This window comes from Streptomyces sp. NPDC055013 (genome assembly GCF_053608645.1).
Genome location: NZ_JBSGVW010000041.1, coordinates 12,995 through 39,036, shown reverse-complemented (window position 1 = coordinate 39,036; position 26,042 = coordinate 12,995). Strand labels below are relative to the sequence as shown.

25 protein-coding genes are annotated in these 26,042 nt (G+C 71.1%); 15 read left to right on the top strand and 10 right to left on the bottom strand.

Annotated features, from left to right (window positions below; genetic code table 11):
* Positions 1–5 precede the first annotated feature (5 nt).
* On the top strand, positions 6–1,592 hold the full coding sequence (locus ACWGDB_RS35465; protein WP_453826221.1) for a serine/threonine protein kinase: 1,587 nt from the start codon (positions 6–8) through the stop codon (positions 1,590–1,592).
* Here ACWGDB_RS35465 and ACWGDB_RS35460 read toward each other — a convergent pair whose 3' ends face one another.
* Entirely contained in the window at positions 1,593–3,029 is a 1,437-nt protein-coding gene (locus ACWGDB_RS35460) for a serine hydrolase domain-containing protein (protein ID WP_453826220.1), read from the bottom strand.
* Between the two features lie 119 nt (positions 3,030–3,148).
* Here ACWGDB_RS35460 and ACWGDB_RS35455 point away from each other — a divergent pair, with 119 nt between their 5' ends.
* Together ACWGDB_RS35455 and ACWGDB_RS35450 are read left to right on the top strand one after the other, a co-directional pair.
* Entirely contained in the window at positions 3,149–4,120 is a 972-nt protein-coding gene (locus tag ACWGDB_RS35455) for an LLM class F420-dependent oxidoreductase (protein ID WP_453826219.1), read from the top strand.
* Positions 4,121–4,258: 138 nt separating this feature from the next.
* Positions 4,259–5,302, top strand: coding sequence for a hypothetical protein (locus ACWGDB_RS35450; RefSeq protein ID WP_453826218.1), 1,044 nt, complete (start codon positions 4,259–4,261; stop codon positions 5,300–5,302).
* Positions 5,303–5,330: 28 nt separating this feature from the next.
* Here the strand turns inward: ACWGDB_RS35450 and ACWGDB_RS35445 are convergent, their stop codons facing one another.
* Together ACWGDB_RS35445 and ACWGDB_RS35440 are read right to left on the bottom strand one after the other, a co-directional pair.
* Positions 5,331–5,813: a DUF6328 family protein gene (locus ACWGDB_RS35445; protein WP_383611298.1), complete on the bottom strand. Its 483-nt coding sequence runs from the start codon at positions 5,811–5,813 to the stop codon at positions 5,331–5,333.
* An 82-nt stretch (positions 5,814–5,895) separates the two neighbouring features.
* Positions 5,896–6,879: an aldo/keto reductase gene (locus tag ACWGDB_RS35440; RefSeq protein WP_453826217.1), complete on the bottom strand. Its 984-nt coding sequence runs from the start codon at positions 6,877–6,879 to the stop codon at positions 5,896–5,898.
* 137 nt (positions 6,880–7,016) lie between these two features.
* Between ACWGDB_RS35440 and ACWGDB_RS35435 the strand changes: the two genes are divergently transcribed.
* Positions 7,017–8,708, top strand: coding sequence for a cholesterol oxidase substrate-binding domain-containing protein (locus ACWGDB_RS35435; protein ID WP_453826216.1), 1,692 nt, complete (start codon positions 7,017–7,019; stop codon positions 8,706–8,708).
* A 4-nt stretch (positions 8,709–8,712) separates the two neighbouring features.
* Here ACWGDB_RS35435 and ACWGDB_RS35430 read toward each other — a convergent pair whose 3' ends face one another.
* Positions 8,713–9,924, bottom strand: coding sequence for an FAD-dependent monooxygenase (locus ACWGDB_RS35430; protein ID WP_453826215.1), 1,212 nt, complete (start codon positions 9,922–9,924; stop codon positions 8,713–8,715).
* A 347-nt stretch (positions 9,925–10,271) separates the two neighbouring features.
* Here ACWGDB_RS35430 and melC1 point away from each other — a divergent pair, with 347 nt between their 5' ends.
* Together melC1 and melC2 are read left to right on the top strand one after the other, a co-directional pair.
* Entirely contained in the window at positions 10,272–10,694 is a 423-nt protein-coding gene (gene melC1, locus ACWGDB_RS35425) for an apotyrosinase chaperone MelC1 (protein WP_453826214.1), read from the top strand.
* Positions 10,695–10,775: 81 nt separating this feature from the next.
* Positions 10,776–11,600 carry a tyrosinase MelC2 gene (gene melC2, locus ACWGDB_RS35420; RefSeq protein ID WP_453826213.1) on the top strand — a complete coding sequence of 275 codons (825 nt, stop codon included), beginning with the start codon at positions 10,776–10,778 and terminating at the stop codon, positions 11,598–11,600.
* 18 nt (positions 11,601–11,618) lie between these two features.
* Here the strand turns inward: melC2 and ACWGDB_RS35415 are convergent, their stop codons facing one another.
* Entirely contained in the window at positions 11,619–12,314 is a 696-nt protein-coding gene (locus ACWGDB_RS35415; RefSeq protein ID WP_453826212.1) for a ribonuclease H family protein, read from the bottom strand.
* A 36-nt stretch (positions 12,315–12,350) separates the two neighbouring features.
* Complete coding sequence (locus tag ACWGDB_RS35410) at positions 12,351–13,151, bottom strand: VOC family protein (protein ID WP_453826211.1); 801 nt, start codon at positions 13,149–13,151, stop codon at positions 12,351–12,353.
* A 150-nt stretch (positions 13,152–13,301) separates the two neighbouring features.
* Here ACWGDB_RS35410 and ACWGDB_RS35405 point away from each other — a divergent pair, with 150 nt between their 5' ends.
* The 5 genes from ACWGDB_RS35405 to ACWGDB_RS35385 all read left to right on the top strand — a co-directional run bounded on the left by ACWGDB_RS35405 (position 13,302) and on the right by ACWGDB_RS35385 (position 19,136).
* Positions 13,302–14,309: a zinc-binding alcohol dehydrogenase family protein gene (locus ACWGDB_RS35405; RefSeq protein WP_453826255.1), complete on the top strand. Its 1,008-nt coding sequence runs from the start codon at positions 13,302–13,304 to the stop codon at positions 14,307–14,309.
* 320 nt (positions 14,310–14,629) lie between these two features.
* Positions 14,630–16,066 (top strand): family 2B encapsulin nanocompartment shell protein, encoded by a 1,437-nt coding sequence (locus ACWGDB_RS35400; RefSeq protein WP_453826210.1) that lies wholly within the window; start codon positions 14,630–14,632, stop codon positions 16,064–16,066.
* 16 nt (positions 16,067–16,082) lie between these two features.
* Positions 16,083–17,141, top strand: coding sequence for a family 2 encapsulin nanocompartment cargo protein terpene cyclase (locus ACWGDB_RS35395; RefSeq protein WP_453826209.1), 1,059 nt, complete (start codon positions 16,083–16,085; stop codon positions 17,139–17,141).
* A gap of 50 nt (positions 17,142–17,191) precedes the next feature.
* The gene (locus ACWGDB_RS35390; RefSeq protein ID WP_453826254.1) at positions 17,192–18,070 is read left to right on the top strand and encodes a geranyl diphosphate 2-C-methyltransferase; all 879 of its coding nucleotides are present in this window, start codon (positions 17,192–17,194) and stop codon (positions 18,068–18,070) included.
* A 118-nt stretch (positions 18,071–18,188) separates the two neighbouring features.
* Positions 18,189–19,136 carry an SGNH/GDSL hydrolase family protein gene (locus ACWGDB_RS35385; RefSeq protein WP_453826208.1) on the top strand — a complete coding sequence of 316 codons (948 nt, stop codon included), beginning with the start codon at positions 18,189–18,191 and terminating at the stop codon, positions 19,134–19,136.
* A gap of 16 nt (positions 19,137–19,152) precedes the next feature.
* Here ACWGDB_RS35385 and ACWGDB_RS35380 read toward each other — a convergent pair whose 3' ends face one another.
* Entirely contained in the window at positions 19,153–19,632 is a 480-nt protein-coding gene (locus tag ACWGDB_RS35380) for a VOC family protein (RefSeq protein ID WP_453826207.1), read from the bottom strand.
* A gap of 124 nt (positions 19,633–19,756) precedes the next feature.
* Between ACWGDB_RS35380 and ACWGDB_RS35375 the strand changes: the two genes are divergently transcribed.
* The 3 genes from ACWGDB_RS35375 (at position 19,757) to ACWGDB_RS35365 (ending at position 22,314) form a co-directional block, all read left to right on the top strand.
* On the top strand, positions 19,757–20,962 hold the full coding sequence (locus ACWGDB_RS35375; protein WP_453826206.1) for an epoxide hydrolase family protein: 1,206 nt from the start codon (positions 19,757–19,759) through the stop codon (positions 20,960–20,962).
* Positions 20,963–21,071: 109 nt separating this feature from the next.
* Positions 21,072–21,710: an ATP-dependent Clp protease proteolytic subunit gene (locus ACWGDB_RS35370; protein ID WP_453826205.1), complete on the top strand. Its 639-nt coding sequence runs from the start codon at positions 21,072–21,074 to the stop codon at positions 21,708–21,710.
* A gap of 1 nt (position 21,711) precedes the next feature.
* Positions 21,712–22,314, top strand: a complete 603-nt coding sequence (locus ACWGDB_RS35365; protein ID WP_383611339.1) for a ClpP family protease — start codon at positions 21,712–21,714, stop codon at positions 22,312–22,314.
* Positions 22,315–22,329: 15 nt separating this feature from the next.
* On the opposite strand, the gene ACWGDB_RS35360 is transcribed toward ACWGDB_RS35365, so the two are convergent.
* From ACWGDB_RS35360 to ACWGDB_RS35350, 3 genes are all read right to left on the bottom strand, one after another.
* Entirely contained in the window at positions 22,330–22,779 is a 450-nt protein-coding gene (locus tag ACWGDB_RS35360; protein ID WP_453826204.1) for a helix-turn-helix domain-containing protein, read from the bottom strand.
* Between the two features lie 99 nt (positions 22,780–22,878).
* Positions 22,879–23,334, bottom strand: a complete 456-nt coding sequence (locus ACWGDB_RS35355; protein WP_453826203.1) for an ATP-binding protein — start codon at positions 23,332–23,334, stop codon at positions 22,879–22,881.
* Positions 23,335–23,433: 99 nt separating this feature from the next.
* Positions 23,434–24,573: a DUF6777 domain-containing protein gene (locus tag ACWGDB_RS35350; protein WP_453826202.1), complete on the bottom strand. Its 1,140-nt coding sequence runs from the start codon at positions 24,571–24,573 to the stop codon at positions 23,434–23,436.
* A gap of 183 nt (positions 24,574–24,756) precedes the next feature.
* Here ACWGDB_RS35350 and ACWGDB_RS35345 point away from each other — a divergent pair, with 183 nt between their 5' ends.
* Complete coding sequence (locus ACWGDB_RS35345) at positions 24,757–26,040, top strand: streptophobe family protein (RefSeq protein ID WP_453826201.1); 1,284 nt, start codon at positions 24,757–24,759, stop codon at positions 26,038–26,040.
* Positions 26,041–26,042: the final 2 nt, after the last annotated feature.

Here is a 26,042-nt window from a genome sequence, read left to right as displayed (position 1 = left end):
GAGGGATGGCCATGGTCAAGGCGCGCGTCTCCACTTCCGAGTTGGTCGCCGGGAGGTACCGGCTCGTCGATGTCGTGCATCGCGAGACGAACCGCGTCAGTTACTACGGCGAGGACATCGAAACCGAACGCCCGTTCCTCCTGATGCAGATCGGGCTCCCCGACGACCCCAATCCGGACGACAGTCGCCGGACCACCTCGCGCCTCCTGCGCACGTCCGAGCGGATAGGACTGTTGCGCCCGGACGCGGTCGCCACGGTCGTGGAGGCCATCGAGGACGGCGGGAACCTGTGGATCGTCACCGAATGGATCGACGGCACGCCCCTCGGTGAACTCCTCACCCAGCAGGGCACGTTCAACTATGTGCGGGCCGCGCGCATCGGCCTCGAACTGCTCGACGTACTGGAGGCGGCGCACGTCGCCGGCATCACGCACGGCGAACTGAGCCCCGGCCAGGTGATCGTGCGCGGCGACGGCACCGTGGTGGTCACCGGCTTCGGACTGGCCGGCGCCACGCTGGCGCCCCGGGTCGCCGCACCGTCGTACGCCTCACCGGAGCAGGCCCGCGACGAGCGCATCGGACCGGCGTCCGACCTGTGGGCGCTCGGCGCGATCCTCTACGCCATGGTCGAGGGGCGCCCGCCGTATCGCGAACGGGACCGGCCCGAGGCCACCTTGAAGGGCGTGGACCGGCTTCCGCTGCGCGCCCCGGTGCGCGCCGGACCGCTCACCCAGGCCGTGCAGGGACTGCTGCGCAAGGACTCCCGGGAGCGGCTGAGCAGACCCGTGGTCCGCGACGCGCTCGTGCGCGCCCTCAACGAGGATCCCGAGACGCCCCTGCCGGCCGAGCCGCGCCCCCGGCTGCGCGGTCTGTACGCCGTCGGGCCGGGCTGGGGCAGGCGCGCCATGATCGCCGGCACCGCGCTCGCCGTCGTCACGGTCGCCGCGGCCGTCCTGCTGGTGACCAGCGACGGGCCGGACGACTCGGACCCCTCGGCGGCCGGTACGGCACCCAGCCCGTCGGCCTCCGCCGAGGAGCCCACGACTCCGGCTCCGACCGCTGCCCCCACGAAGAGCGCGCCGGAGACCGCATCGCCCACCCCGACCCCCTCGGACACGGGGCTGCCCTCCGGCTTCCGGACGTACACCTCACCGGAGGGCTTCACCCTCGCCCTTCCCCAGGACTGGAAACCCCTGAGCACCACGCGCGCCTCGGACCTGGCGTACCGGGTCGTGTTCGGGGCGGAGGGCGATCCGCGTACCCTCGCTGTCACCTACAGCGAACGCGTCGGCCCGGACCCCGTCGCCGTGTGGCGCGACGACGTCGAGCCCGGACTGAAGCAGGCCGATGCCGACTACGAACGCATCGGCGACATCGAGGCGACCACGTACCAGGGGTACAAGGCCGCCGACATCGAGTGGCTCGCCGACGTGGACGGCACCCGGGTGCGCACCTTCGGCCGCGGCTTCCTCATCGGCGACCACCTGGGCTACTCGCTGCGCTGGACGACCCCGGCGGACGACTGGAACGACGCCGACAACCAGGAGGCCCTGGACACCGTCCTGCGCACCTTCCGGGTGCCCGAAGCCTGATCAGGCCGGCACGCGGGGTGCGGACATCGCCCGCAGCGGCAGGCGGTGCAGCGGTTCGGTCCGCCAACGCGTCGTGAAGGTCCGCTCCTTGAGCGAACACGTCACCTCCAGGTGATGCGGGGTCTCCAGGAACGCGATGTCCACGACGAGGGTGTCCGCGTCGGTCCAGCCACCGCTGACTGCGGCGGGCACCGCCCCCTCGGTGACGGTCCAGCCGGCCTCCCCGAGCCGCAGCCGAAGCGGATGGCCGCCCTCGGTGAGCGTCAGAGCCCAGCCGTCTCCGTCCGGCGCGAGGTCGATCGCGGTCAGCCTGGACAGGTTCCCGTCGACCTCGCCGTACGGGGTGAACGCGGCGGCGGACCAGGCCTCCGCCGGCTGGGGTGGCGCGGGCTCGCCGGCAGCGGGCGGCAGCGCCAGACCCGCCAGCCGCTCGGCCAGGGCCACGTCCGCCGCCTCGCCGCCCGTCAGGGGAGCGGGGCGGAACGCGGGCAGCAGATGCTCCCAGACCAGGTCCAGGAGACCCTGCATGTTCCAGGTGTCCGCGGTCGTCGCGATCACGGCGTCCTGCTCGGGCAGCACCAGGCAGAACTGACCGAACGCCCCGTCGCCGCGATAGCCGTGCCGGGACATCCAGAACTTGAAGCCGTACCCGTGCTGCCAGTCGTCCCCGGGCATGACACCGGAGTTCGAGATCTGCGGGCGGGTCGCCTCGGCCACCCACCACTCGGGCAGCAGCCGCTTGCCGTCCCACACCCCGCCCCGCAGGTACAACTGGCCGAGCCGGGCGATCGCGTCAGTCGTGGCGTGCAGTCCGCTGAACCCGAGCTCCCGGCCGTCGCGGTAGCGCAACCACGCGACCTCGCCGATGCCGAGCGGGTCCAGCAGGCGCGGCCGGAGATACTCGGTCAGCGACTGACCGCTCGCACGCTGGACGACGGCGGCGAGCGTGAAGGTCGCGGGCTGGTTGTAGGCGAAGACCGTGCCCGGGTCGCGGGTCGGCGCTGTCAGCAGGAACCCGCGGACGAGGTCCTCACGGTCCTGTGCGCGCGCCTCGTCGAGTGCGTCGGCCTCGTGCCCGCTGGCCATGGACGCCACATGTCGCACGAGCATCGCGCGGCTGCGCGGATCGGTGATGTCGGCGTCGAACTCGGGGAAGTACGAGATCACCGGGTCGTCGAGGCGGATGAGCCCCTCGCCGGCGGCGATCCCGGCCGCGGTCGAGGTGAAGCTCTTGCTGATCGAGTAGAGCAGGTGCGGGCGTTCGGGGGTGTACGGCGCCCACCAGCCGGAGGCGACGAGCCGGTCGTGGCGCAGGATCATCAGGCTGTGCGGCTCGATGTCGGGGGCGGCGTCGAGGGCGTCGAGGAAGGCGAGGACACCGGAGGCGTCGACGCCCTGGGCGGCGGGCGTACTCGAAGGCAACGGGCGAACACTCATACGAGCATCCTCTCCGATACCGAGGCTATGGCAGAGGCATTCCCGCCCGGAGTCCGCACCCCGTCCCGTCCGTCCCGTCGATCCCGTTTTCACCACCCGTGTCCGGGGACTCGGGCCGCATGGTGCAGATCGGATACACGATGATGACCGAGCAGGCCTCCCCTCGTGACCTGGTGGACCACCTGGTCCGTGCCGAGAAAGCCGGCTTCGACTTCTCTGTGACCTCGGACCACTACTTTCCGTGGCTGCGTTCACAGGGTCACTCCCCGTACGCGTGGAGTCTCCTGGGCGCGGCCGCCCAGGCCACGTCGCGGATTCCCCTGATGACCTACGTGACGTGTCCGACGTTCCGGTACCACCCGGCGGTGGTCGCGCAGAAGGCGGCCACGATGCAACTGCTGTCCGAGGGAAGGTTCCGGCTGGGCCTCGGCTCCGGCGAGAACCTCAACGAGCATGTCGTGGGCGGTGGTTGGCCGTCCGTGGACGTGCGGCACGAGATGTTCGAGGAGGCCGTGGAGATCATCCGCGCGCTCTTCCAGGGCGGCCATGTGAACCGTCGCGGCACGCATTTCGACGTGGAGTCGGCCCGCCTGTGGGACCTGCCGGAGCAGCCGCCGCCCATCGGTATCGCCGTCTCCGGTGAGCAGTCCTGCGAACTCGCGGGCCGGCTCGGCGATCTGGTGATCGCCACGGAACCCAAGGCGGAACTGCTGGCGGCGTTCGAACGGCACGGTGGCGCGGGCAAGCCGCGCGTGGGGCAGCTGCCCGTGTGCCACGACCCCGACCGGGACACCGCGATCAAGCGCGCCCACTCCCAGTTCCGCTGGTTCGGCGGCGGCTGGAAGGTCAACGCTGAGCTGCCGCACCCGGACTCCTTCGAGGCGGCGACCCAGTTCGTCACGCCGGACGACGTCGCCGACGCGATCCCCTGCGGCGACGACGTGGATTCCTTCGTCGAGGCCGTCCGTCCGTTCGCCGCGGCCGGCTTCACCGAGGTCGCCCTCGTCCAGATCGGCGGCGCGGAGCAACGGCCCTACATCGACTGGGCGGAGACAACACTGCTCCCCGCGCTGCGGGACGCGCTCGGCTGACGCGCGCGAGCACACGCGCACCGCACCCGGCGGCACCGGGGACCGCGCGAGTCTCGTCCGCGGGTGCCATAGGCTGCCGGTCGGCACCTGAGCCTTCCCGGCGGTGCCTTCCGAACAGCCCCAACAGGAGAGTCATCCGTGACACTGGCGTTCGTCCCGCCCGAGACGTCCCCCGCGCCCCAGCCCCCGCTGTCCGATCTCGTCGCGCGGGACGCGCGTGAGTTCGGCGTCTACGCGCGGACCGGAGGGTGGGCCTTCGGCCTCATGGTGGCGCGCAGCGTACGGCCCGGCGGGCAGGGCGCGGGCGAGACGCCGAAGGTCTCCGCGAAGGAGTTCGCCGAACTCGCCGGGTGCTCCCCCGACCGCGTCATGCGCTACTACAAGGCCTGGGACCGCGCCGCCGACGACGGTCTCGTCCCGCACTTCGAGACGCTGACGCCGGGCGACGAGGTGGAGCTGCCCGACGCCGAGGTGTGGCTCAGCTACTACGTCTCCCGCAACAGCGCCACCTCGGAGCGGGGCACCGCCATCACCGAGGCCGCCGAGGCCGAGGGCATCCGTCCGACGAAGGCGCTGGAGGTCGCCGAGAACCCCACCGCGCTGCGGGCCGCGATCCTCGCCGACCCCTCGACGGCCCGCGCGGCCCGCCAGGCGCTCCTCGACCGGGTCCGCGAGGACCCCGATCTGCAGGCCGAGTTGGCACGGGACGTCGTCCGCACCGACGACCTCAAGAAGGCCGTCGCCACCGAGAGCCGGGCGGCCGACCGGATCGGGTACGTCCGCCAGATCGCCGAGTCCGGCCAGTTCAGGACGCCGGCCGGGCAGACCGTGGACGCGCCCGTCGACCTGCGCCAGGAGGCCGAGCGGCACCTGTCGCTCATCGACGAGCTGGAGGACGAGCAGGACACCGGTGAGTGGGCCACCGAGGCCTACGACACCATGAAGTCCCTCGTCGCCGAGACCGTGGAGGCCGACCCCGAGCTGCGGGTGCAGGAGCGGCGGACGAAGTTCTACAGCAGCCTCCAGCGGGCGACGAAGGTCTTCGAGGAGCTGACCTTCGACGATGTGCAGGAGTTCGTCGAGGACGACATGGTCCAGCAGCTGGAGGACCTCCAGCAGGCCATCACCACGTGCATCACCGCGCTGCGCGGGGCCCGGTCGGCCCCCGGGCCGGAGCAGTAGCCGCTCACGTCTGCGTGCCGCCGCCGCTTCACTCCGTGTGGCGGCGGCGTGCCCACAGCGGCAGCACGAACCAGCACAGCAGATACCAGAGGACCACGCCCGTGACCAGCCAGGGGACGTAGTCGTCGTGGGTGGCGACCCGCAGGATGAGCAGGAGCGAGGACGCCGTCGTGGCGAGGAGCAGGAGCAGGCCGACGAAGGTCAGCCGGGAGGCCCACTGCACGGCCTGCGGCTTGATGCGGCGACCCGACACCAGACGGTGCAGGGACACCGGGCCGATCAGGGCTCCGGTGGCGGTGGCGCCCAGCACGACCGTCACGATGTAGATCGTCTGGTCCGTGTCGCTCAGCGTGTCGTACTTCGACGTGAAGACCACGGTGAGCAGGAAGCCGAACAGGATCTGGACGCCCATCTGGGCCACCCGGACCTCTTGGAGGAGCTCGCCCCACATCCGGTCGGCGCGCTCCTCCTCGCTCTCGTCGCGTCCCGTCCGTCTTTCATGCTCGGTCATGCGCTACGAGTAACCGCAGCGTCGAGCGCTCAAACGGCGTGGTTCCGGGAGCAGTCGGGTGGTCACCGCCGCCGCAGCGCGTCTACCAGCGGCCCGCCACCTGGTCCTGGATCCGCCGGTCGTAGAGGTCCCGGATGGCGGTGAGCGTGTCCCGGGACAGCTCCGGCAGTGCGGCCGCGGCAGCGTTGGCTCGGGCCTGGTCGGGCGTCCGGGCGCCCGGGATCACGGTGGTCACCCCCAGCTGCTGGATGATCCAGCGCAGCGCCAGCTGGGCCGGGGTACAGCCCTCCGGGGCCAGCTCGGCGAACTCGGCGGCGGCCTCGACGCCGGTGGCGTAGTCGACGCCCGAGAAGGTCTCGCCCTGGTCGAAGGACTCGCCGTGCCGGTTGTAGGTGCGGTGGTCGTTCGCGGCGAAGACGGTGTCCTTGGTGTACTTGCCCGACAGCAGGCCGGAGGCCAGCGGCACCCGGGCGATGATGCCGACGCCGGCCTCCTGCGCGGCGGGCAGCACCTCGCGCAAGGGCTTCATGCGGAACGGGTTGAGGATGATCTGCACGCTCGTGACACCCGGGCGGGCGATCGCGGTCAGCGCCTCCTCACAGGTCTCCACGCTGACGCCGTACCGGGCGATGCGCTCCTCCGCCACCAGGGTGTCGAGGGCGTCGAAGACCTCGTCCGTCGAGTAGACGGGGGTCGGCGGGCAGTGCAGCTGGACCAGGTCGAGGCGGTCGACGCCGAGGTTGCGCCGCGAACGGTCGTTCCAGGCGCGGAAGTTGTCGAGGACGTAGTTCTCGGGGATCTGGTCGACGCGGCGGCCCATCTTGGTCGCCACGAAGATGTCCGGCTCGGGCCTGGCGCGCAGGAACGTGGCGATGGTCTGCTCGCTGCGCCCGTCGCCGTACACGTCGGCCGTGTCGAAGAAGGTCACTCCCGACTCGACCGCCGCCTCCAGCACCGCCAGGGCTTCCTTGTCGTCGACGTCTCCCCAGTCGGCGCCCAGCTGCCAGGTACCGAGACCGACGACGGATGCCCGCTGACCCGACCTACCGATTACGCGCTCGTCCATGGCGTCAGTGTGTCATTCGTCATCCATGTGCGCGGAACGGGCCCCTCCGCCTCGTTACCTGTGAATCCATCACTCACACGGGTGAATCAAATCGACAGGCGAGCGGTGCCTGTCAAGGCGGTCCCTAGCGTGAGCCCGTGACCGACGACTTCAGCCGCAGGGGCTTCCTGCGCACGGCAGCCGCGCTGACGGCCGTACCGACTCTTCTGCCGGCGGATCCGGCCGCCGCGGCACAGGAGTTGCCCGACTTCCCGGCCGATGTTGCGCTCTACCGCTCGGCGTACCGCAACTGGGTCGGCGAGATAGCCGCCGACGGCCTGTGGGCCTGCGCACCGGCCCGCGCCGAACGGGTGGTCGCCGTCGTCAACTGGGCCTGGCGGCACGGTTGGAGAGTCCGTGCCCGAGGTGCGTCGCACGGCTGGTCGCCCCTGACGATCACGCAGGGCACCCCGTCGGACGCGCCGGTCCTCCTCGTGGACACCGCCTCCCATCTCACCGGCCTGTCCCTGGAGTCGCCGACGGCCGTCCGCGCCGGCACCGGCGTCACCCTGGAGGCCCTGCTCACCTACCTCGAGGAGAACGGCCTCGGCGTCACCGCCGCGCCCGCGCCCGGCAACCTCACCCTGGGCGGCGCCCTGGCCGTCGACGCGCACGGCACCGCCGTACCGGCGCACGGCGAACAGCCGCTGCCCGGGCACACGTACGGTTCGCTGAGCAATCTCGTGCTGTCGCTGACGGCCGTCGTCTGGGACGAGGCCAGTAGTGCGTACGTGCTGCGGACGTACGGCCGTGACGAGGCGGACTGCGCCGCCCTGCTGGCCCATCTCGGCCGCTCTCTGGTCACCGAGGTCGTGCTGCGCGTGGGCGCGAACACCAACCTTCGATGCGTCAGCCGTACGGACATCCCGGCGAGCGAGCTGTTCGCGGCGCCCGGCACCGACGGACGCACCTTCGCGAGCTTCCTGGACCGGTCCGGGCGGGTAGAGGCGATCTGGTTCGCCTTCACCGAGTTCCCCTGGCTGAAGGTGTGGAGCGTCTCCCCCACCCGGCCGCCGGCCTCGAGGCGCGTGACGAGGCCGTACAACTACCCCTTCTCCGACAGCGTCCCGACCCCCGTCGCGGACCTGGTGGGACACATCGTGTCGGACGGTGCCTGGTATCTGGCACCGGTGCTCGGCAACGCGCAGTACGACGTGGCCGCGCTCGGACTGGTGGCGACGCTGTCGGCGGACATCTGGGGGCCGTCGAAGAACACGCTGCTGTATCTGCGGCCGACGACGCTGAGGATCGCCACGAACGGCTACGCGGTGCTCACCGGCAGGGCGCAAGTACAGCGTGTCGTGGCCGAGTTCACGGCCTTCTACCGGGAGCGTCTCGCGGCGTACGCCGACCGGGGGCAGTTCCCCGTCAACGGGTCGGTGGAGATCCGGGTGACCGGCCTCGACGATCCGGCGGACGCCGGCCCGGACGGGGCCCGGACCCCGCTGCTGTCGGCGCTGCGCCCACGCGACGACCGCCCCGAGTGGGACACCGCCGTCTGGCTGAACATCCTCACGTTGCCCACGACGCCGTACGCGGAGGCCTTCCTGAGCCAGATCGAGCGGTTTCTGCTGCGCACCTTCGACGGCGAGTACGCCATGACCCGCGTCGAGTGGTCGAAGGGCTGGGCCTATACCAAGGAGGCCGCCTGGAGCGACGGCGAGGTGCTGGGCACGGTCGTGCCCGGCACGTTCGGAGAGGGCGTGTGGGGCGAGGCTTCCGGTGTCCTGGACCGCCTCGACCCCCACGGGGTGTTCGGCAACGCCTTCCTCGACCGGCTGTTCCGGTGAGGCCCTAGCTGCGTGATGCCAGGGCCCTGGCGTGCACGGTGCGTGCGACCTTCGGCCCGAGCCAGCGCTTGAGGCGGCGCATGGTCTCCAGTTGTCCCGCGGCCCTGTCGATCTTGTAGTACAGCTGCGGCGGCACGTGCGGCAGCAGGGGTGAGTGGCGCTGGCCGAGCAGGGCGAACATCTGCTCCGGAGGCAGCTGGAGGTAGCGGTCCAGGTCCTCGTACCACTGGGCGCTGTAGCGGGCCGCGCTCTGGATGGACAACAGGGCCTGCTTGCGCTCCCGTTCGTAGTGGGCGAGCGCCTGCGCGAGGACCGGGTGCTCGTGCAGGGCGTCGGCGAGGGCGATGGCGTCTTCCAGGGCGAGGGTGGTGCCGGCCCCGATGGAGTAGTGCGTGGTGTGGGCGGCGTCGCCGAGCAGGACGAGGTTGTCGTGGTGCCAGGTGTCGTTGGCGAAGGTCCGGAAGGGCCGCCACCGGTCGCCGCCGTCGGCGCCGGAGCGGCCGATGAGGGGGTGGCCGTCGAGGACGCCCGCGAAGAGCCTCTCCAGCAGGGCCACTCCGTCGGCCTCGCTCGTGGTGTCGAAGCCCAGGCCGGTCCAGGTCTCGGGGGCGCATTCGACGACGCAGGTGCTGGCGTCGGGGCCGTAGCCGTACCCGTAGCACCAGATCCAGCCGTGGGCGGTCTCGACGAAGGCGAAGGTGAACGCGTCGAAGACCTTGCTGGTGCCGAGCCAGAGGTAGCGGTTGCGGCCCGCTCTGGCCTGGGTACCGAAGTGGTCGGCGTACTGGGTGCGCAGGGAGCTGTGGACGCCGTCGCCCGCGACTACCAGGTCGGCGGCGGGAAGGTTCTCCGGCGTGATCTCGTGCTCGTAGTCCAGCCGTACACCCAGTGCCCGGGCGCGTTCGGCGAGGATCTCCAGCAGCCGGTGGCGGCCGATGCCGTGTCCCGAGTCGCTGGGCCGACGGGTCGTCACGCCCCGGACGTGGGCGACGCCTTCGTCCCAGCGGACCGAGCTCTCCTCGATGGCGCGAGCGGACACGGGGTCGTGCTCGTACAGCTTGACGAGCAGTCCGCGCCAGTACGTGACGCCCCAGCCGTAGGTGGAGCCCTCCGGATTGCGCTCGTGGACGGTGATGTCGTGCGACGGGTCCCGCAGCTTCAGCAGGATCGAGAGGTAGAGGCCGGCGGGCCCGCCACCGACACAGGCGATCTTCACACATACCCCTTGAAAATACGCAAATCGGCCATATCTGCTCGGCAGAGTAGCAGGAGGAACACCCCATCCCGCGGCATTGCGGATCGCGCCACTTTCCGCGCGTGAGGTGGACCACGCGCGCCGGCTCCGCCGACGAAGGACCATCCGGAATGCGATCTCCCGGGGGAGGAATTTCCCGTTCCGGGGCGTCACGGCCGCCGCCGCGGCAAGATCACCTTCATTCAACCTTGCACGACATGTAGTTACTTGTCCGGATCGGGGCCAACCACCGCCGAGCGATTTCTTCCGCTCTCGTCCGGCCCGATAGGCATGCGGAGTCGTCAACCCAACGAACTCGGGAGGTCCGCATGCCGGAACTCAGCCGTCGCCGTGCGCTCACCGCCGCGGCCGCCCTCGCCACCGTGGCCGGTGTCCAGACGGTCACCGCCCCCACCGCCACGACCGCGTCCGCCACCCCCACCGCGTCCACCGGGTCCCCTGGATCCACCGCCGGACACGACCACCACGCCCCGGCCCCGTCGCCCTTCGACGAGGTCTACAAGGGCCGCCGGATACAGGGCGGGCCGGCTTCGGGCGGCGGTCACGAGCACCATGGCGCCGGATACGCCGTGCTCGTCGACGGGGTGGAACTGCATGTGATGCGCAATGCCGACGGCAGCTGGATCAGCGTCGTCAGCCACTACGACCCCGTGCCCACGCCTCGCGCCGCGGCCCGCGCCGCCGTGGACGAACTGCAGGGCGCCGCCCTCCTCCCCTTCCCCACCGGCTGACCCGTCGGCTGACCCGCCGACCGACACACCGGCCGACCGCCGACCGACCCGCCCCACCCGCACTTTGGAGCACCAGCAACCATGACCGTCCGCAAGAACCAGGCCCTGCTCACCGCCGACGAGAAGCGGCGATTCGTCTCCGCGCTCCTGGAGTTGAAGCGCAGCGGCCGCTACGACGAGTTCGTCACGACCCACAACGCCTTCATCGTCGGCGACACCGACAACGGCGAGCGCACCGGACACCGTTCGCCGTCCTTCCTGCCCTGGCACCGCAGATTCCTGCTCGATTTCGAGCGCGCGCTGCAGGAGGTGGACGCCTCGGTCGCGCTGCCGTACTGGGACTGGAGCACCGACCGCTCGATACGGTCCTCGCTGTGGGCGCCCGACTTCCTCGGCGGCACGGGGCGCAGCCGCGACGGCCAGGTGGCGGACGGGCCGTTCGCGGCGTCGACGGGCAACTGGCAGATCAACGTACGCGTCGACGGGCGTACGTTCCTGCGCCGGGCGCTCGGCGCCGGCGTCCGGGAGCTGCCGACCCGGGCCGAGGTGGAGTCGGTGCTCGCCATGCCTACGTACGACATGGCGCCCTGGAACAGTGGGTCGGACGGCTTCCGCAACCACCTGGAGGGCTGGCGCGGCGTCAATCTGCACAACCGGGTGCATGTGTGGGTCGGCGGACAGATGGCGACCGGCGCCTCGCCCAACGACCCGGTGTTCTGGCTGCACCACGCCTACATCGACAAGCTGTGGGCGGACTGGCAGCGCCGGCACCCCGGCTCCGGCTATCTGCCGACGGCCGGGACGCCGAACGTGATCGATCTCAACGACACGATGAAGCCGTGGAACGACGTGCGCCCCGCCGACCTGCTGGACCACACCGCGCACTACACCTTCGACGCGGCCTGAGCCCCGTAGGGCTCATCGTCATGCCTCGGCGGTCCGGCACTCCGGATGGCCCCAGCCCTGGGCGTTCTTGGCGATGGACTCGCCCGCCGCATAGCCGCGGCCGCAGAGGCAGCGGCCGGGGAACTTGGCCTTGATGGTGCGCGAGGAGCTGCCGTTCTTCCGCGGCGCCGCAGCCTTGCGGCGCGGCGCCGACTTGGCCTTCGGGGTGTCCGGGGAGGACGGCGGCACCGGTGAGCCGAGTCCGCTGCCCGCGGCCTCCTGCACGGTCGCGGCCTGGCTTGCGGCGCGGTCGGCGAAGTCGTTCAGCGGGTCGCCGTCGACCTGGTGGGCGGGAACGTAGCGGAACTCGACGGTGCGGCCGTCGAGCAGTTCGTCGATGCGTACGACCAGATCCTGGTTGGCGACCGGCTTGCCGGCGGCCGTCTTCCAGCCGTTGCGCTTCCAGCCCGGCAGCCAGGTGGTGACGGCCTTCATGGCGTACTGCGAGTCCATGCGGATCTCCAGCGGTACGCCGGGGTCGGTCGCGGTGAGCAGCTGTTCCAGGGCGGTGAGTTCCGCCACGTTGTTGGTGGCCCTGCCGAGCGGTCCCGCCTCCCAGCGGGCCGGGGTCTCCGTCTCGTCCGCGACCACCCAGGCCCAGCCCGCCGGTCCGGGGTTTCCCTTCGAAGCCCCGTCGCACGCGGCCACTACACGTTCACGCATGGGCCCGATCATGCCATGGGCGGGCCGGGTGCCCGGTCGCGGAGTCGGTCAGGAGACGTCGCTGATCTTGGGCATGTCGCCCTCGGTCGTGCCGGTGTCGATCACCGAGAAGTTCGCGCCCTGCGGGTCGCTCAGCGCCGCGAACCGGCCGAACGGGCTGGTCATCGGGCCGAAGCGCAGCACACCGCCGAGCTTGGTGGCCTTGGCGACGGCGTCGTCGCAGTCGGGGACGTTGAAGTAGACGTTGATCCACGGCGGGACCTCGGGCGGGAAGTCGTCCGTCATCTTCATCCGGCCCAGGGCCATGTCCCCGCCGAGGGTGTAGAGGCGGAAGTCCATCTCTCCGTCCTCCATCTGCTGCTGCCCATAGCCGAACAGGGCGGGGAAGAAGGCGTCGGACTTCTCCGGCTCGCGGGTGAAGATCTCCGACCAGCAGAAGGCGCCGTGCTGGTCCATCTCCGTCTCGAAGCCCTTGTGGGTGCCGGGCTGCCAGACACCGAAGACGACACCGCCGGGGTCCCGGGCCAGGCACATGCTGCCGAACTCGCCGACCGCCATCGGCTCCATCAGGATCTCGCCGCCGTTCTCACGGATCTTGGCGGCGCTCGCGCCTGCGTCGGAGGAGGCGAAGTACAGGCACCACTGCGACTGGCCCTCCTGGCCGGGCATCGGCGGCACCACCGCGGCGGCCGCCTTGCCGTTCGCGTAGGCCTGGGTGTAGTTGCCGAACTCCGTCGACTCCTCGCCGAACGTCCAGCCCAGGACGTCGCCGTAGAAGCTCTTCGCTCCCTCGATGTCACTGAACATCGCGTCGGCCCAGATCGGGGTTCCTTCAGGTTTCACGGCCATGGTTGCGGCCCTCTCCCGGATCGCTGAGTTGTCCGGATTCTTACGCTAGCCACCCGGTCCTCCTGCCGCGCGCCGAATGGCCGCTTCCGCTCCAGACTGGGGTGGACGGCAGCCGGTCGGCGAACGGGACACGGTATGGCGGACAGGACGATGCGCGCGTGGTCCGTGGTCGAGCCGGGCCCGGTCGAGTCGGGGTCCCTGCGGCCGGTCGAGAAGCCGGTGCCGGTGCCGGGGGACGAAGAGCTGCTAGTGCGCGTGCTGGCGTGCGGGGTGTGCCGTACGGATCTGCATGTCGCCGAGGGTGATCTGGAGGTGCACCGGCCGGGCGTGACGCCGGGGCACGAGGTCGCCGGGGTGGTCGCGGGCTTCGGGGCGGCCGTGAGCGGCTTCGGCATCGGGGAGCGGGTCGGGGTGGCCTGGCTGCGGCGGACCGACGGCTCGTGCGGATACTGCGCGCGGGGCGCCGAGAACCTGTGCCCGGCGTCGGCGTACACCGGCTGGGACGCCGACGGGGGGTACGCCGAGTACACGACCGTGCCGGCCGCGTTCGCGTACCGGCTGCCCGCCGGCCTGGACGACGTGGCGTGCGCGCCGCTGCTGTGCGCCGGGATCATCGGGTATCGCGCCCTGCGACGGGCCGCGCTGCCACCGGGCGGGTGGCTCGGGCTGTACGGCTTCGGGGGCAGCGCCCATCTGTGCGCGCAGGTGGCGATGGCCGAGGGCGCCACCGTGCACGTCCTCACGCGCGGGACGGCCGCGCGGCGGCTGGCGCTCGATCTGGGCGCCGCCTCGGCGCGCGACGCGCAGGAGATGCCGCCGGAGCCGTTGGACAGCGCGATCCTGTTCGCGCCGGTCGGCGAGCTGGTCCCGGTCGCGCTGCGCGCCCTCGACCGGGGCGGCACGCTGGCCGTCGCGGGCATCCACCTCTCCGACGTCCCGGCTCTGCACTACGAGACCGAGTTGTTCTACGAGAAGCAGCTGCGCAGCGTCACCTCCAACACGCGCGCGGACGGCCGTGCGTTCCTGGCGCTCGCCGCCGAGCACGCCGTGCGCGCCACGACGCACACGTATCCGCTCTCCCGTGCGGACGAGGCGCTGCGTGATCTCAAGGCCGGGCGCTTCGACGGGGCGGCCGTGCTGGCGAACGACGTCTCCTGAGCCTCGTGCGGCCCGCGCGCCGGGCGGGACACGAAGCGAGAGCCGGCAGGTCGCGCGCCCCTCGCGCCCGCACGTCGGGGCGAACGCGACCGGCGTGCAGGCACCGGCGCGTGTGCCCTCTGCTTCCAGGGAGAGTTTGCGCCACCCAGGTGATCAAACCGCCCCCTTCACGCCGTACCGACCCCACCACCTGCGCTGTTTGGCTTGTCCCTGCGGCGCGTGCGGCTCACCAGTTCCACTGGGCAGCCCTCATCACGCGCCCGCGGTTGCCGTCGTCACCGACCACTTCGCTCACGCCCGATCACCCTCTAGGGAGATACGTGTCCGTACCCGACAACGCCACCGGACCCGCCACCGACGACTCCGCCCTCTCCGCCGACGGACAACTCACCAGTCTCAGCACCCATGCGGCGCGCCAGCTCACCACGACCACCAAGTCCGAACCGCAGATGCAGGCCATCTCCTCGCGATGGCTGCTGAAGATGCTGCCGTGGGTGGACGTCAAGGGCGGCACCTACCGGGTCAACCGGCGCCTCCAGCTGCGCGTGGGCCGTGGCCGGGTGCAGTTCGAGCAGAACGGCGCCGACGACATCAAGGTCATCCCGCAGACGCTCACCGAACTGCCCACCCTGCGCGGCTACTCCGACATCGATGTCCTCAAGGAGATCGCGAGCCGTTTCCGGGTGCGCGAGGTCCGGGCCGGCCAGGTGCTCGTCGCGGCCGGGCAGTCGGTCACCGAGGCCTACCTCGTCGTGCACGGCCGCTTCACCCGCTTCACCGAGGGCAAGTACGGCGAGGAGGAGATCGTCGGGGTCGTCACCGACGGCGACCAGCTCGGCGACGAGGCCATCGGTCAGTCCGAGCCGCTGTGGCGGAGCTCGGTGCGCGCGGAGACGGCGGGCGTACTGCTGGCCCTCCCCTGGTCCGTGGTCGCGGAGATCGTCGACCGGGTGCCGTCCCTCGCGGCGCACCTGGAGGCGTACGGCGAACGCCAGAAGCTGCCCATGAACCGCAAGGGCGAGGCCCACGTTCCGGTGCAGGCCGGCCACATCGGCGAGCCGACGATCGACGGCGGCTTCGTCGACTACGAACTCGCCCCGCGCGAGTATGAGTTGTCCCTCACCCAGACGGTGCTGCGCGTGCACACCCGGGTGGCCGACCTCTTCAACGACCCGATGAACCAGACCGAGCAGCAACTGCGCCTCACCATCGAGGAGATCCGCGAACGGCAGGAATGGGAACTGGTCAACAACCGGGAGTTCGGACTGCTGGCCAACGCCGACCACGGGCAGCGCGTCAGCACCTTCACGGGGCCGCCGACCCCCGACGACATGGACGAACTGCTGTCGATGCGCCGCAAGACCAAGCTGTTCATCGCCCACCCGAAGGCGATCTCGGCCTTCTTCCGGCAGTGCAACCGGCGTGGTCTGGTGCCGGGCACGGCGAACGTCGACGGGCACGAGATCCCCGCCTGGCGCGGTGTGCCGATCTTCCCGTGCAACAAGATCCCGATCAGCCCGCAGCACACCAGCAGCATCATCGCGCTGCGCACCGGGGAGGGCGACCAGGGCGCCGTCGGGCTGTATCAGACGGGCATTCCGGAGGAGTACCAGCCGGGCCTGAACGTGCGGTTCATGGGCATCGACGCCAACTCGATCATGCGCTACCTGGTCACCGCCTACTACTCGATGGCGATCCTCGTCCCCGACGCGGTCGGAATCCTGGAGAACGCCCAGATCGGCCGGACGGCCGAGTGACCGCGTGGAGCACCCGATGAGCACGCCCTCCCCCGCCTCCGGCTTCGCACTGCCGGGACCGCCGAACATCGCGGGCTCGTTCCGCACCCAGCGGCGCACCGGGGCGATCCCCGGACTCCGGTACCGGCAGGTGGCGCCCGCCGACCCCGTGAAGGCCGCGGAGGTCGACCGCAGGCTGGAGGAGTGGGCCCGGCAGCTCGATCTGTTCCCCGAGGCGTGGAAGGGCGACTTCTCGGGGTTCCAGTTCGGACGGGCCGTGGTGCTCCAGCATCCGGAGGCGCTCGATCTGGAACGACTCACGGTCGCGGGCGAGTTGCTGCTCGCCGAGAACGTCGTCGACTCCTGCTACTGCGAGGAGGACGAGGGCCGGGGCGGCGCGCGCCGGGGCCTCGGGGGCCGGCTGATCATGGCCCAGTCGGCGCTCGACCCGTACCACGGCATTCCCGAGCTGGAGGAGGAGTGGCGGCACGGCGTGCGGGCCGACGGTCCACTGCGCTCGTACCACTTCGCACTCCAGGACTACGCGGCCTTCGCCACCCCGAGCCAGACCGACCGCTTCGTCCACGACATCGCCCGGCTGCACCTGGGCTATCTCGCCGAGGCGGCCTGGGCGGAGACCCGGTACGTCCCGCAGATCTGGGAGTACCTGGTGATGCGGCAGTTCAACAACTTCCGCCCCTGTCTGTCGATCGTGGACGCCGTCGACGGCTACGAACTGCCCGAGGTGGTCTACGCCCGCCCCGAGATCCAGCGGATCACGGCGCTGGCCTGCAACGCCACCACGATCGTCAACGACCTGTACTCCTTCACCAAGGAGCTGGCCAGCGACCCCACCCATCTGAACCTGCCGCAGGTCATCGCCGCGAACGAGCACTGCGGTCTGAAGGCCGCCTACCTCAAGGCCGTCGAGATCCACAACCGGATCATGGAGTCCTTCGAGGAGGAGTCGGCCCTGCTGTCCGCCACGTCACCGCTGGTCGAGCGGTACGCCCGAGGCCTGTCCGACTGGGTGGCCGGCAACCACGAGTGGCACTCCACCAACACCCACCGCTACCACCTGCCCAACTACTGGTAAAGCGCGATCGAATGACAGAGCGTCACAAGCACCAGCACGAGGAGTCACAGTTGACCATCGCCCCCGACGCAGGCACCAAGGCAGCATCGGTGCCGACCCAGTCCACGTACCAGACCCGCGTCGCGGACTACTGGAACGCCGAGGAGAACCCGGTCAACCTCGAACTCGGAAAGCTCGACGATCTCTACCACCATCACTACGGCATCGGAGCCGCCGACCGCTCCGTGCTCGACGAACCCGACCCGGACCTGCGGCGGGAGCGCATCACCACCGAACTGCACCGGCTGGAGCACGCCCAGGCCGAATTCCTCGCCGAGCGGCTCGGCCCCCTCTCCCCCACCGACCGCGTCTTCGACGCCGGCTGCGGGCGCGGCGGCGGCAGCGTCACGGCGCATCTGCGGTACGGCTGCCACGCCGACGGCGTCACCATCTCGCAGAAGCAGGCCGAGTTCGCGAACGCGCAGGCCCGCAAGCGGGGCATCGACGGCCGGGTGCGCTACCACCACCGCAACATGCTGGACACCGGGCTGCAGACCGGGGCGTACGCGGCCTCCTGGAACAACGAGTCGACCATGTACGTCGAGCTCGACCTGCTGTTCGCCGAGCACGCCCGGCTGCTGCGCCGCGGCGGCCGCTACGTGACCATCACCGGCTGCTACAACGACACCTACGGCCGCGCCTCCCGCGAGGTGTCCCTGATCAACGCCCACTACATCTGCGACATCCACCCACGCTCGGAGTACTTCCGCGCCATGGCCCGCAACCGGCTCGTCCCGGTCCATGTGGAGGACCTCACCGAGGCGACCATGCCGTACTGGGAGCTGCGCCGTGAGGCCGAGCACCTGGTGACGGGCATCGAGGACACGTTCCTGAGCGCGTACCGCAACGGCAGTTTCCAGTACCTGCTGATCGCGGCGGACCGCGTCTGACCGACCGTCGGGCTCGCGTCGGCCATGGGTGGGTCATGGCCGACGCGCGTCTTCCGCCTTGCGTCCGGCTGTGCTTGCCTGGGGAACCGTTTTCGGTGCCCGGGGCGGGAGTTGCCGTATGCGCAGGCCGTGGATCGTGGGACTACTGCTGGCCGTCGTGCTGCTCGGCGCGTGCGGCGATCCGGCGTCCGAGCCGGAGGCAGCGGCTCCGCCGGTCGTACCGCAGGCGTCGGTGACCACGCAGCAACGGGCGCCGGCCTCGCCGAGCGCGAGCACCGCCACGGACACCGGCACCGGCACCGGCACCGGCACCGGCAAGAGCGCCCCCGCAAAGGGGCCCACCGTGCTGTACCTGGGCGACTCGCTGGCCATGGAGGCCCAGGACGTGCTCGGGCAGGAGCTGCGGCGCGAGCTGAGGGCGACGTACACGAGCGCCCCGTACTCGGGGACGACCCTGTGCGACTACCTGGAGGGCACCGGCGAGCGGTCCCTCGTGCCGGTCGCGGACAAGGCTGCCGCCCTGGTACGCAAGGTGCGGCCGGACTTCGTGGTGCTGCAGTTCTGGGGCAACGCGTGGGGCTACACACCGTGCATGGACGGGATCACCCATGACGCCTCGCCCGAGAAGTACTTCAAGCGGTACGAGGCCGACCTGAAGCGGCTCACCGACCAGATCGCCGCGGCCGGTGAGACACGGATCGTCTGGGTGCTGCAGGGCCCGGACCCGATCACTCCCGACCGGGTCCGGCGCGTCAACGCCCTGTACGAGGTGCGGGCCGGCGCCTCGGGCGGCCTGCTCGCCGACGCGGGCAAGGCGCTGAGCGCTGCGGGGGCCCGCTACTCCTGGGTCCAGTACCTGCCGTGCACGGCGTACGAGCGCGAGCACGCCGAGTACTGCACCCAGCCGGACCGCGACCGCACCGCCCTGCACCGCGACGACGACTATCTGCACTTCTGCCTGGCGCCCACGACCTCGAAGCCGAAGCCGTGCCCGGCCCGCTCGCCCGGGATCCTGCGGATCGCCCGGGAGATCACCCGGGTGATCGGCACGCACGCCGCCGGTTGATCGCGGGGCCGGTTCCCTAGCCGACGTAGGCCTTCTCCAAAGCGGCGATGTCGAACTTGCTCATCTCCATGAAGGCCTTGGTCACGCGGGCCGCCTTCGCCGGGTCCGGGTCGGTGACCATGGCGTCGAGACGGTCGGGGACGACCTGCCAGGACAGCCCGAACCGGTCCTTGAGCCAGCCGCAGGGGCCGGGCTCGCCGCCGCCCTCGGTGAGCTTGGCCCAGTAGTAGTCGATCTCCTCCTGGTTCTCGCAGAAGATCATGAACGAGGTCGCCTCGGTGAACTTGAACTGGGGGCCGCCGTTGAGCGCGAGGAACCTGTGGCCGTTGGCCGTGAACTCGACGGTCATGACGGAGCCGGCCGGCTGGAACGAGCCCTCGGGGTAGCGCGCGATCTTGCCGATGGCGGAGTTCTTGAACACGGAGACGTAGAAGTTGGCGGCCTCCTCGGCCTGGCCGTCGTACCAGAGACACGTCGTGAATCCGTCGGTTGCCATGGGTACCTCCTGGGCGTGCGGAACGCTGTCACCTGTACCGACCGATCCTCGCCCCGGAACTCATCGGTCGCGCGGCCGGCCAATCCACGTGGCCGTTACACCGTTCGGAACTAGCATCGCCGCCATGACGCCTTCGTCCGCCGCCAACGGCATCCACCCGTTCCGCATCGACATTCCGCAGAGTGACCTGGACGACCTGCACGACCGCCTCGACCGCGCCCGGTGGCCCGACGAACTGCCCGGGGTCGGATGGACCTACGGTGTGCCGACGGAGTACCTGCGCGAGCTGGTGCGCCACTGGCGGCACGAGTACGACTGGCGGGCGGCGGAGGCGCGGCTGAACGAGTGGCCGCAGTTCACGACCGAGATCGACGGCGCGCATGTGCACTTCGCGCACATCCGCTCACCCGAACCCGACGCCACCCCGCTGATCGTCACGCACGGCTGGCCGGGTTCGATCGTGGAATTCATGGACATCGTCGGTCCGTTGACGGACCCGGCCGCGCACGGCGGCGATCCCGCCGACGCCTTCCACGTGGTCCTGCCGAGCATTCCCGGGTTCGGGTTCTCCGGGCCCACCCGGGAGCCCGGCTGGGAGGCCCGCCGGATCGCCGACGCGTGGGTCGAGCTGATGACACGCCTCGGCTACGAGCGGTTCGGCGCCCAGGGCGGCGACTGGGGTGCGGCCATCTCCCGCGAACTGGGCCGCGTCCACCCCGACCGGGCCATCGGCATCCACCTCAATCTCCTGCCCGGCGCTCAGGCGGCCACCGAGCCGACTGCGGAGAAGCTGGCGGCGCTGAGCCCCGAGGAGCGGGAGCGGACGCTCGCCTCGTGGCGCCGGTGGGCCAAGTGGTTCCGGGACGGGACGGGCTACTTCCACCTGCAGTCCACCCGGCCGCAGACCCTGTCGTACGCGCTCACGGACTCGCCGGTCGGGCAACTCGCCTGGATCGTCGAGAAGTTCCAGGAGTGGACCGACTCGGAGCAGTTGCCGGAGGAGGCCGTCGACCGGGACCTGATGCTCACCAACGTGATGCTGTACTGGCTGACGGGCACGGCGGGTTCGTCCGCGCGGGTGTACTACGAGCGCGCCCATGCCAAGGGTGACCGGGTGGCCGCACAGCACGAGCCCTCGACCGCCCCGACCGCGGTGGCGTGCTTCCCCGGCGACCCACAGATCCCCCTGCGGCACAAGGCGGAGCGGACGGAGAACATCGTGCGCTGGACGGAGTTCGACCGGGGCGGGCACTTCGCGGCGATGGAGGAGCCGGATCTACTCGTCGGGGATGTACGGGCGTTTTTCCGGCAGGTGCGCGAGAAGGGCTGACGCCCGCTCTGCCGGTAGCGAATCTGCCGCGGGCAGAGAATCCGCATTCCGGCATCATCCGAGGTCAAGAGTGGAGTCGAAGGCATTCCCGCCACCACGAGGAGAACCGATGACTCCACTCACGACGCTCGCGCCGCGGGCCGAGGAGGGCGACACCGCGCCCACCCGCTTCGACGACCAGTTGGCCGCCCAGCTCCTCGGCCAGCGCATCGTCCTGCTGGGCACCCAGGTCGACGAGGTCTCCGCGAACCGGGTCTGCGCGCAACTGCTGATCCTGTCCGCGGAGGACCCGCGCACCGACATCAGCCTGTACATCAACAGCCCGGGCGGCTCGGTGCACGCCGGCCTGGCCATCTACGACACGATGCGGCTGATCCCGAACGATGTCGCGACGCTCGCGATGGGTTTCGCGGCCAGCATGGGCCAGTTCCTGCTGAGCGTGGGCAGCGCGGGCAAGCGGTACGCGCTGCCGAACGCGCGGATCATGATGCACCAGCCGTCGGCGGGCATCGGCGGCACCACCGCGGACATCGAGATCCAGGCGGAGAACCTGGAGTTCACGAAGCGGACCATCGAGCGGATCACCGCCGAGCACACCGGCCAGACCCCGGAGACCATCTCCCGGGACGGTGACCGCGACCGCTGGTTCACGGCGGAGGAGGCCAGGGAGTACGGCATGGTGGACCAGGTCGTGGAGTCCCTCACGGATGTCCGCCCGGCCGCCTCCAAGCGACGGATGGGGCTGTGACATGGGGAACTACACGATTCCGTACGTCGTCGAGCGGACCGCGCACGGCGAGCGGTCGTCCGACGTGTTCAGCCGGCTGCTGTCGGAGCGGATCATCTTCCTGGGCACGGAGATCGACGACGGCGTGGCCAACGTCGTCATCGCGCAACTCCTGCATCTGGAGTCTTCGGCTCCGGAGAGCGAGATCGCGATCTACCTCAACTCCCCCGGCGGCTCGTTCACTTCGCTGATGGCGATCTACGACACGATGACGTTCGTGCAGGCGCCGATCTCCACGTTCTGCGTGGGGCAGGCGGCGTCCACGGCGGCCGTGCTGCTGGCCGGCGGGGACCCGGGGCGGCGGTTCGTGCTGGAGCACGCGCGGGTGCTGCTCGGTCAGCCCGCCTCCGGCGGCAGCCGTGGGGTGGTGTCCGATCTGGCCCTCCAGGCCAAGGAGATGGTCCGGATCCGCTCGCAGGTCGAGGAGGTGCTGGCCCGGCACACCCACCACGACATCACGACGCTGCGCGCGGACATGGACCGCGACAAGGTGTTCACCGCCGAGGAGGCCGTGGCGTACGGCCTGGCCGACGAGGTGCTGAGCCGGCGCCTGGTGGGGGTCTGAGGCGCCGGCGCGACCTCACGCCGCGAGGCACATCCCGTCGTGGCGTGAACCGGCCCTGGTCCGGCTGCCGGTCGGAGCCCGGTGGCCGGTGAGCCGGACGAGCTCGCCCTGCGCCTGCGACAGCAGGTCGGCGAGGCCGAGGCCGAGGGCGTGTGCGGCGGCCGCGAGGACCTCCGAGGAGGCCTCCTTGCGGCCGCGCTCCACCTCCGAGAGATACGGCATGGAGATCCGGGCCGCGTCGGCCACGTCCTTCAAGGTGCGCTCCTGGGCGAGGCGCTCGCGGCGCAGGACGTCGCCGACGAGGTCGCGCCACAGGGGTTCCCTGGGCGCCGGGGCGGGCTGTGTGGCTGCGGGCGCGGGTGCCGGGGTGGCAGGGCGTTCGGACGCGGGGCGGGTCGTTCCCGGGCGGGCGGCGGGCGGCCGCAGAGGAATGACGCGGGCTTCGTTCGGCGCTTGTTTGCTCACCTTCCCAGCCTATGAGCGTGCGGCGGCAGGGGAAGGGGCCGGCGTTCCGCCCTGGGGGAAACCGGGGTTACGAACCGGCACGGAACTCCCGGCCGGCCGTCACTCGTCGGCCAGCCGCATTACCGCCCGCACCCGCTTGCCGACCGGCACCCGTTCCACGGCGACTTCGGCGGCCAGCGCGTGGACGATCTCCAGTCCGTGCCGGCCGACCCGCTGCGGATCCCTGGGGTAGCGGCGGGGCAGCGCGGCGCTGCTGTCGTACACGCAGACCGTCACCGCGTCGTCGGTGCCCTCCAGATCCAGGATGTACGGGCCGTTGCTGTGCCGGTCGGCGTTGGTGACCAGTTCGCTGACCACCAACAGCACCTTGTCCTCGGCCGGCTGCCCGATCGTGGCGCACCACTCGGTCCTAAGTCGCCCGAGGAACAGCGCCGCGAAGGACCGCGCCTCGGCGATGCATCCCTGTTCGCCGCTGTAGTGCGCCGCCCGCCGAAGCGGTTCCACGGGCACGTCGAAACCAGTCGGAATCACTGCCCCGTCCACGTGCTCGATCATGCGTTTCTCTCTCGGAAGCCGGCCCCGGCCGGACGCTGCTGCACCAGTCCTGTTACCCAGCGCGGCGCCGCGCAGTCCCCGTGCAGGTCGCGCCGTACGTCACAGCGGCGGCGACTGCGATGTGTCCTCCGCGGGCGCCGACTGGGACGTCGTGGTCGTGTCCTCGTCGGGCGGCGGGACGGAGGTCTCCGACGGCTCGGGCTCGGTGGTCGGAGGTTCGGAGGTCGAGGTTTCCGGAGTGGGCGATTCCGGGGTTGACGTCGGCGGGCTGGACGGGGAACTCGGCGACGTCGGCGTCGAGACGCTCACCGTCGGGGAGGGCTTCACCGGCCGGTCGGTCTTCCTGTCCTTGTCGCCGTCGTCGCCGCGCTCGCGGGCGACCCACTCGTCGCGCTCGTCGTCGAAGATGACGAACACCTCGACGATCGTCGTCGAGGGCACGACCACGACGACGTTCGAGGAGCGGTACGACGGCCAGGAGTCTCCCGTCCGCTTGAGTGTGCCCTGCTGGGCGACCGGCGGGGTCAGCGGGTTACCGCAGGCGCAGCGCACCCGGGGCACCCCGCGGTCGTCGACCATGACCGCCGTGCCGCTCTGGAGGACGGCCTGGTAGCCGTCGGCGGCGCCGTCGCGGTAGCCGTGGTTGGTGACACGGGTGTCCATGCGCAACTGGACCGGCGTGAGCGAGCGCAGATGGGCGGGGACGTCGGAGGGGGCGACACGGGCGACCGAGGCGAACGCCCTGTTCTTCTCCGGAGCGGCCTGAAGGTACTCGATCTGCTTCTCGACGTCGCATGCGGCGGCGTTGCGGCTGCCGCCGTACAGGCCGGGCGCGCCGCCGTCGACCCCGCGTACCGCGTTCGACGGTGCCGACTCGGTGGCCGCGGTAGGGGTGGCGGGCGGGGCGGAGCTGTCCGTGGCGGTGGATTCGGTGAACGGGTCGGGTCCCGTCTTGCCGGCGGCCTGGAGGAAGACCTCGCCGTCGGCGGTCGTGCCGTTGCCGCCGTCACCGCGGGAGAGGACGACGGCGAGAATCACTGCCGCCACGACCACGACGGCGATCGCCGCGATGCGGGGCGCGGACCGCCACCAGGGGCGGCGCGGTTCGGGGCCGGGTGCTCCGGTGCCGTCGGCAGGCGGGGGCTGCGAGGGCGGGCCGGAGGGTGGCTGGGAGGGGCCCGACAGGGGGCCCGAGGGCGGTCCTGTGGGGCGGCCGGACGACGGAGGTTCGACGCTCACGAAGCCTTCTTCCCAGCGTGCTGGATGGCGCTTTCGCCGCGCACCCTTGTCTCTGGTGCCTGTCTCTTTTGTCGCTTCTCTGCGTTGAACCCATTCTGTGCTCCGGTGCCGCGCCGCCCGCAAGCCGACGCGGACGGACCTCCCGGCGGGCGGGGCGGTGAGGCGCTGCTTAGCGTGGGCAGGGTGAGCGCGCTGACCCCCTCCCGTCCGGCCGTGGCCGCCCATGGCTGGGTGCATGCCCTCCTCGCGGTGCTGGCCGGGCTGGTGGCGATGGGGGTGGTCGCCACGCTCGGGCTGTGGGCGGCCGGGGCCGCCGACCTCCCGGACAACGCCTTCCCCCGTGTCGTCGCGGCGACCGTCGTCACGGCGGTCGGCGGCACGATCGAGCTCTCGGGGAACGCCGGGGGGCTGGCCGAGTCCGACGCCGGTCTGACCGTGATCCCGCTGTCCGTCACGCTCACCGGTGCGCTCGTCCTGGCCGCCGGTTTCCTGCGTCCGCTGCGGCACCGGGCGGTCGCCGGCGCCGGGGAGCTGGCCGGCTGGGCCGCCAGGATCGCCGCACTGTGGCTGGTCGCGCTCCTGGCGCTGTCCCTCGCCGCCAGCCAGACCTTCACCCTCTCCCTGCGTGACCTCGGGGAGGACGCGCTCGGCGACCTCGGCGACCTGTTCGGCATCTCGCCCGAGGTCGGCTTCACCACCCACGTCCCGGCGACCTTGTTCTTCGGCCTGCTGTGGCTGGCGGGCGTGCTGGTGCTGGCCCTGCTGGTCTCGCGCGGGGCTCCGCTGCCGGGCCGGCTGCTGCGTTTCCAGGAGTCGGTACGGCCGGCCGCGTACGCCATGGTGGCGCTGCTGCTCGCCTATGTGGTGCTGGGTGTCGTCATCGGCCTGGTCGTGGCGGCGACGCGCGGGCACGCGGCCGAGACGTTCGCGGTGATGCTGCTCGGACTGCCGAACCTGGTGTGGCTCGCCCTGACGATCGGTCTCGGCGCGACCTGGAACGGGCGGGTGGACGGGCCGTTCGGGCTGCCCATGCCGCATGTCCTCGACGAAGTGCTGCGCGGCCGGGAGGCGGCCGAGCTCAATCTGGGCACGCTCACCGAGCACGACGGCAGGGTGTGGTGGCTGGTCGTCGTCGACGCGGTGCTGCTGCTGGCCGCCGCCTTCGTGATGGCGAGACGTTCACCGGCCCGGATGCGCGCCTGGCAGCACGCCGTGCACATGGCGGTCGCGCTGGCGCTGACGGTACTGATGATCTGCCTCGTCGGCCGGACGTCCGCCCACTACGGCCTGTCGGTGCTGGGCATCGGTGACCTCGGCGGGGATCTGGGCGGCGAGCTGTTCCTGCGGCCCGAGGTGTGGGGCGCCATCGGCCTGGCACTGCTGTGGGGGCTGGTCACCGGTTTCCTCGGCGGGCTGTCGGCGAAGCGGGTGCGGCACCGGGGCGAGGTGCCGACGCGCGCGGAATGATG

What these genes read in the sequence shown, in the direction of transcription:
- ACWGDB_RS35415 (WP_453826212.1), bottom strand. Translation starts at nt 12,314, where the DNA reads ATGATCGGGCCCATGCGTGAACGTGTAGTGGCCGCGTGCGACGGGGCT.
- ACWGDB_RS35380 (WP_453826207.1), bottom strand. Translation starts at nt 19,632, where the DNA reads ATGGCAACCGACGGATTCACGACGTGTCTCTGGTACGACGGCCAGGCC.
- melC1 (WP_453826214.1), top strand. Translation starts at nt 10,272, where the DNA reads ATGCCGGAACTCAGCCGTCGCCGTGCGCTCACCGCCGCGGCCGCCCTC.
- ACWGDB_RS35445 (WP_383611298.1), bottom strand. Translation starts at nt 5,813, where the DNA reads ATGACCGAGCATGAAAGACGGACGGGACGCGACGAGAGCGAGGAGGAG.
- ACWGDB_RS35355 (WP_453826203.1), bottom strand. Translation starts at nt 23,334, where the DNA reads ATGATCGAGCACGTGGACGGGGCAGTGATTCCGACTGGTTTCGACGTG.
- ACWGDB_RS35385 (WP_453826208.1), top strand. Translation starts at nt 18,189, where the DNA reads ATGCGCAGGCCGTGGATCGTGGGACTACTGCTGGCCGTCGTGCTGCTC.
- ACWGDB_RS35460 (WP_453826220.1), bottom strand. Translation starts at nt 3,029, where the DNA reads ATGAGTGTTCGCCCGTTGCCTTCGAGTACGCCCGCCGCCCAGGGCGTC.
- ACWGDB_RS35365 (WP_383611339.1), top strand. Translation starts at nt 21,712, where the DNA reads ATGGGGAACTACACGATTCCGTACGTCGTCGAGCGGACCGCGCACGGC.
- ACWGDB_RS35405 (WP_453826255.1), top strand. Translation starts at nt 13,302, where the DNA reads ATGCGCGCGTGGTCCGTGGTCGAGCCGGGCCCGGTCGAGTCGGGGTCC.
- melC2 (WP_453826213.1), top strand. Translation starts at nt 10,776, where the DNA reads ATGACCGTCCGCAAGAACCAGGCCCTGCTCACCGCCGACGAGAAGCGG.
- ACWGDB_RS35370 (WP_453826205.1), top strand. Translation starts at nt 21,072, where the DNA reads ATGACTCCACTCACGACGCTCGCGCCGCGGGCCGAGGAGGGCGACACC.
- ACWGDB_RS35410 (WP_453826211.1), bottom strand. Translation starts at nt 13,151, where the DNA reads ATGGCCGTGAAACCTGAAGGAACCCCGATCTGGGCCGACGCGATGTTC.
- ACWGDB_RS35465 (WP_453826221.1), top strand. Translation starts at nt 6, where the DNA reads ATGGCCATGGTCAAGGCGCGCGTCTCCACTTCCGAGTTGGTCGCCGGG.
- ACWGDB_RS35455 (WP_453826219.1), top strand. Translation starts at nt 3,149, where the DNA reads ATGGTGCAGATCGGATACACGATGATGACCGAGCAGGCCTCCCCTCGT.
- ACWGDB_RS35395 (WP_453826209.1), top strand. Translation starts at nt 16,083, where the DNA reads ATGAGCACGCCCTCCCCCGCCTCCGGCTTCGCACTGCCGGGACCGCCG.
- ACWGDB_RS35375 (WP_453826206.1), top strand. Translation starts at nt 19,757, where the DNA reads ATGACGCCTTCGTCCGCCGCCAACGGCATCCACCCGTTCCGCATCGAC.
- ACWGDB_RS35440 (WP_453826217.1), bottom strand. Translation starts at nt 6,879, where the DNA reads ATGGACGAGCGCGTAATCGGTAGGTCGGGTCAGCGGGCATCCGTCGTC.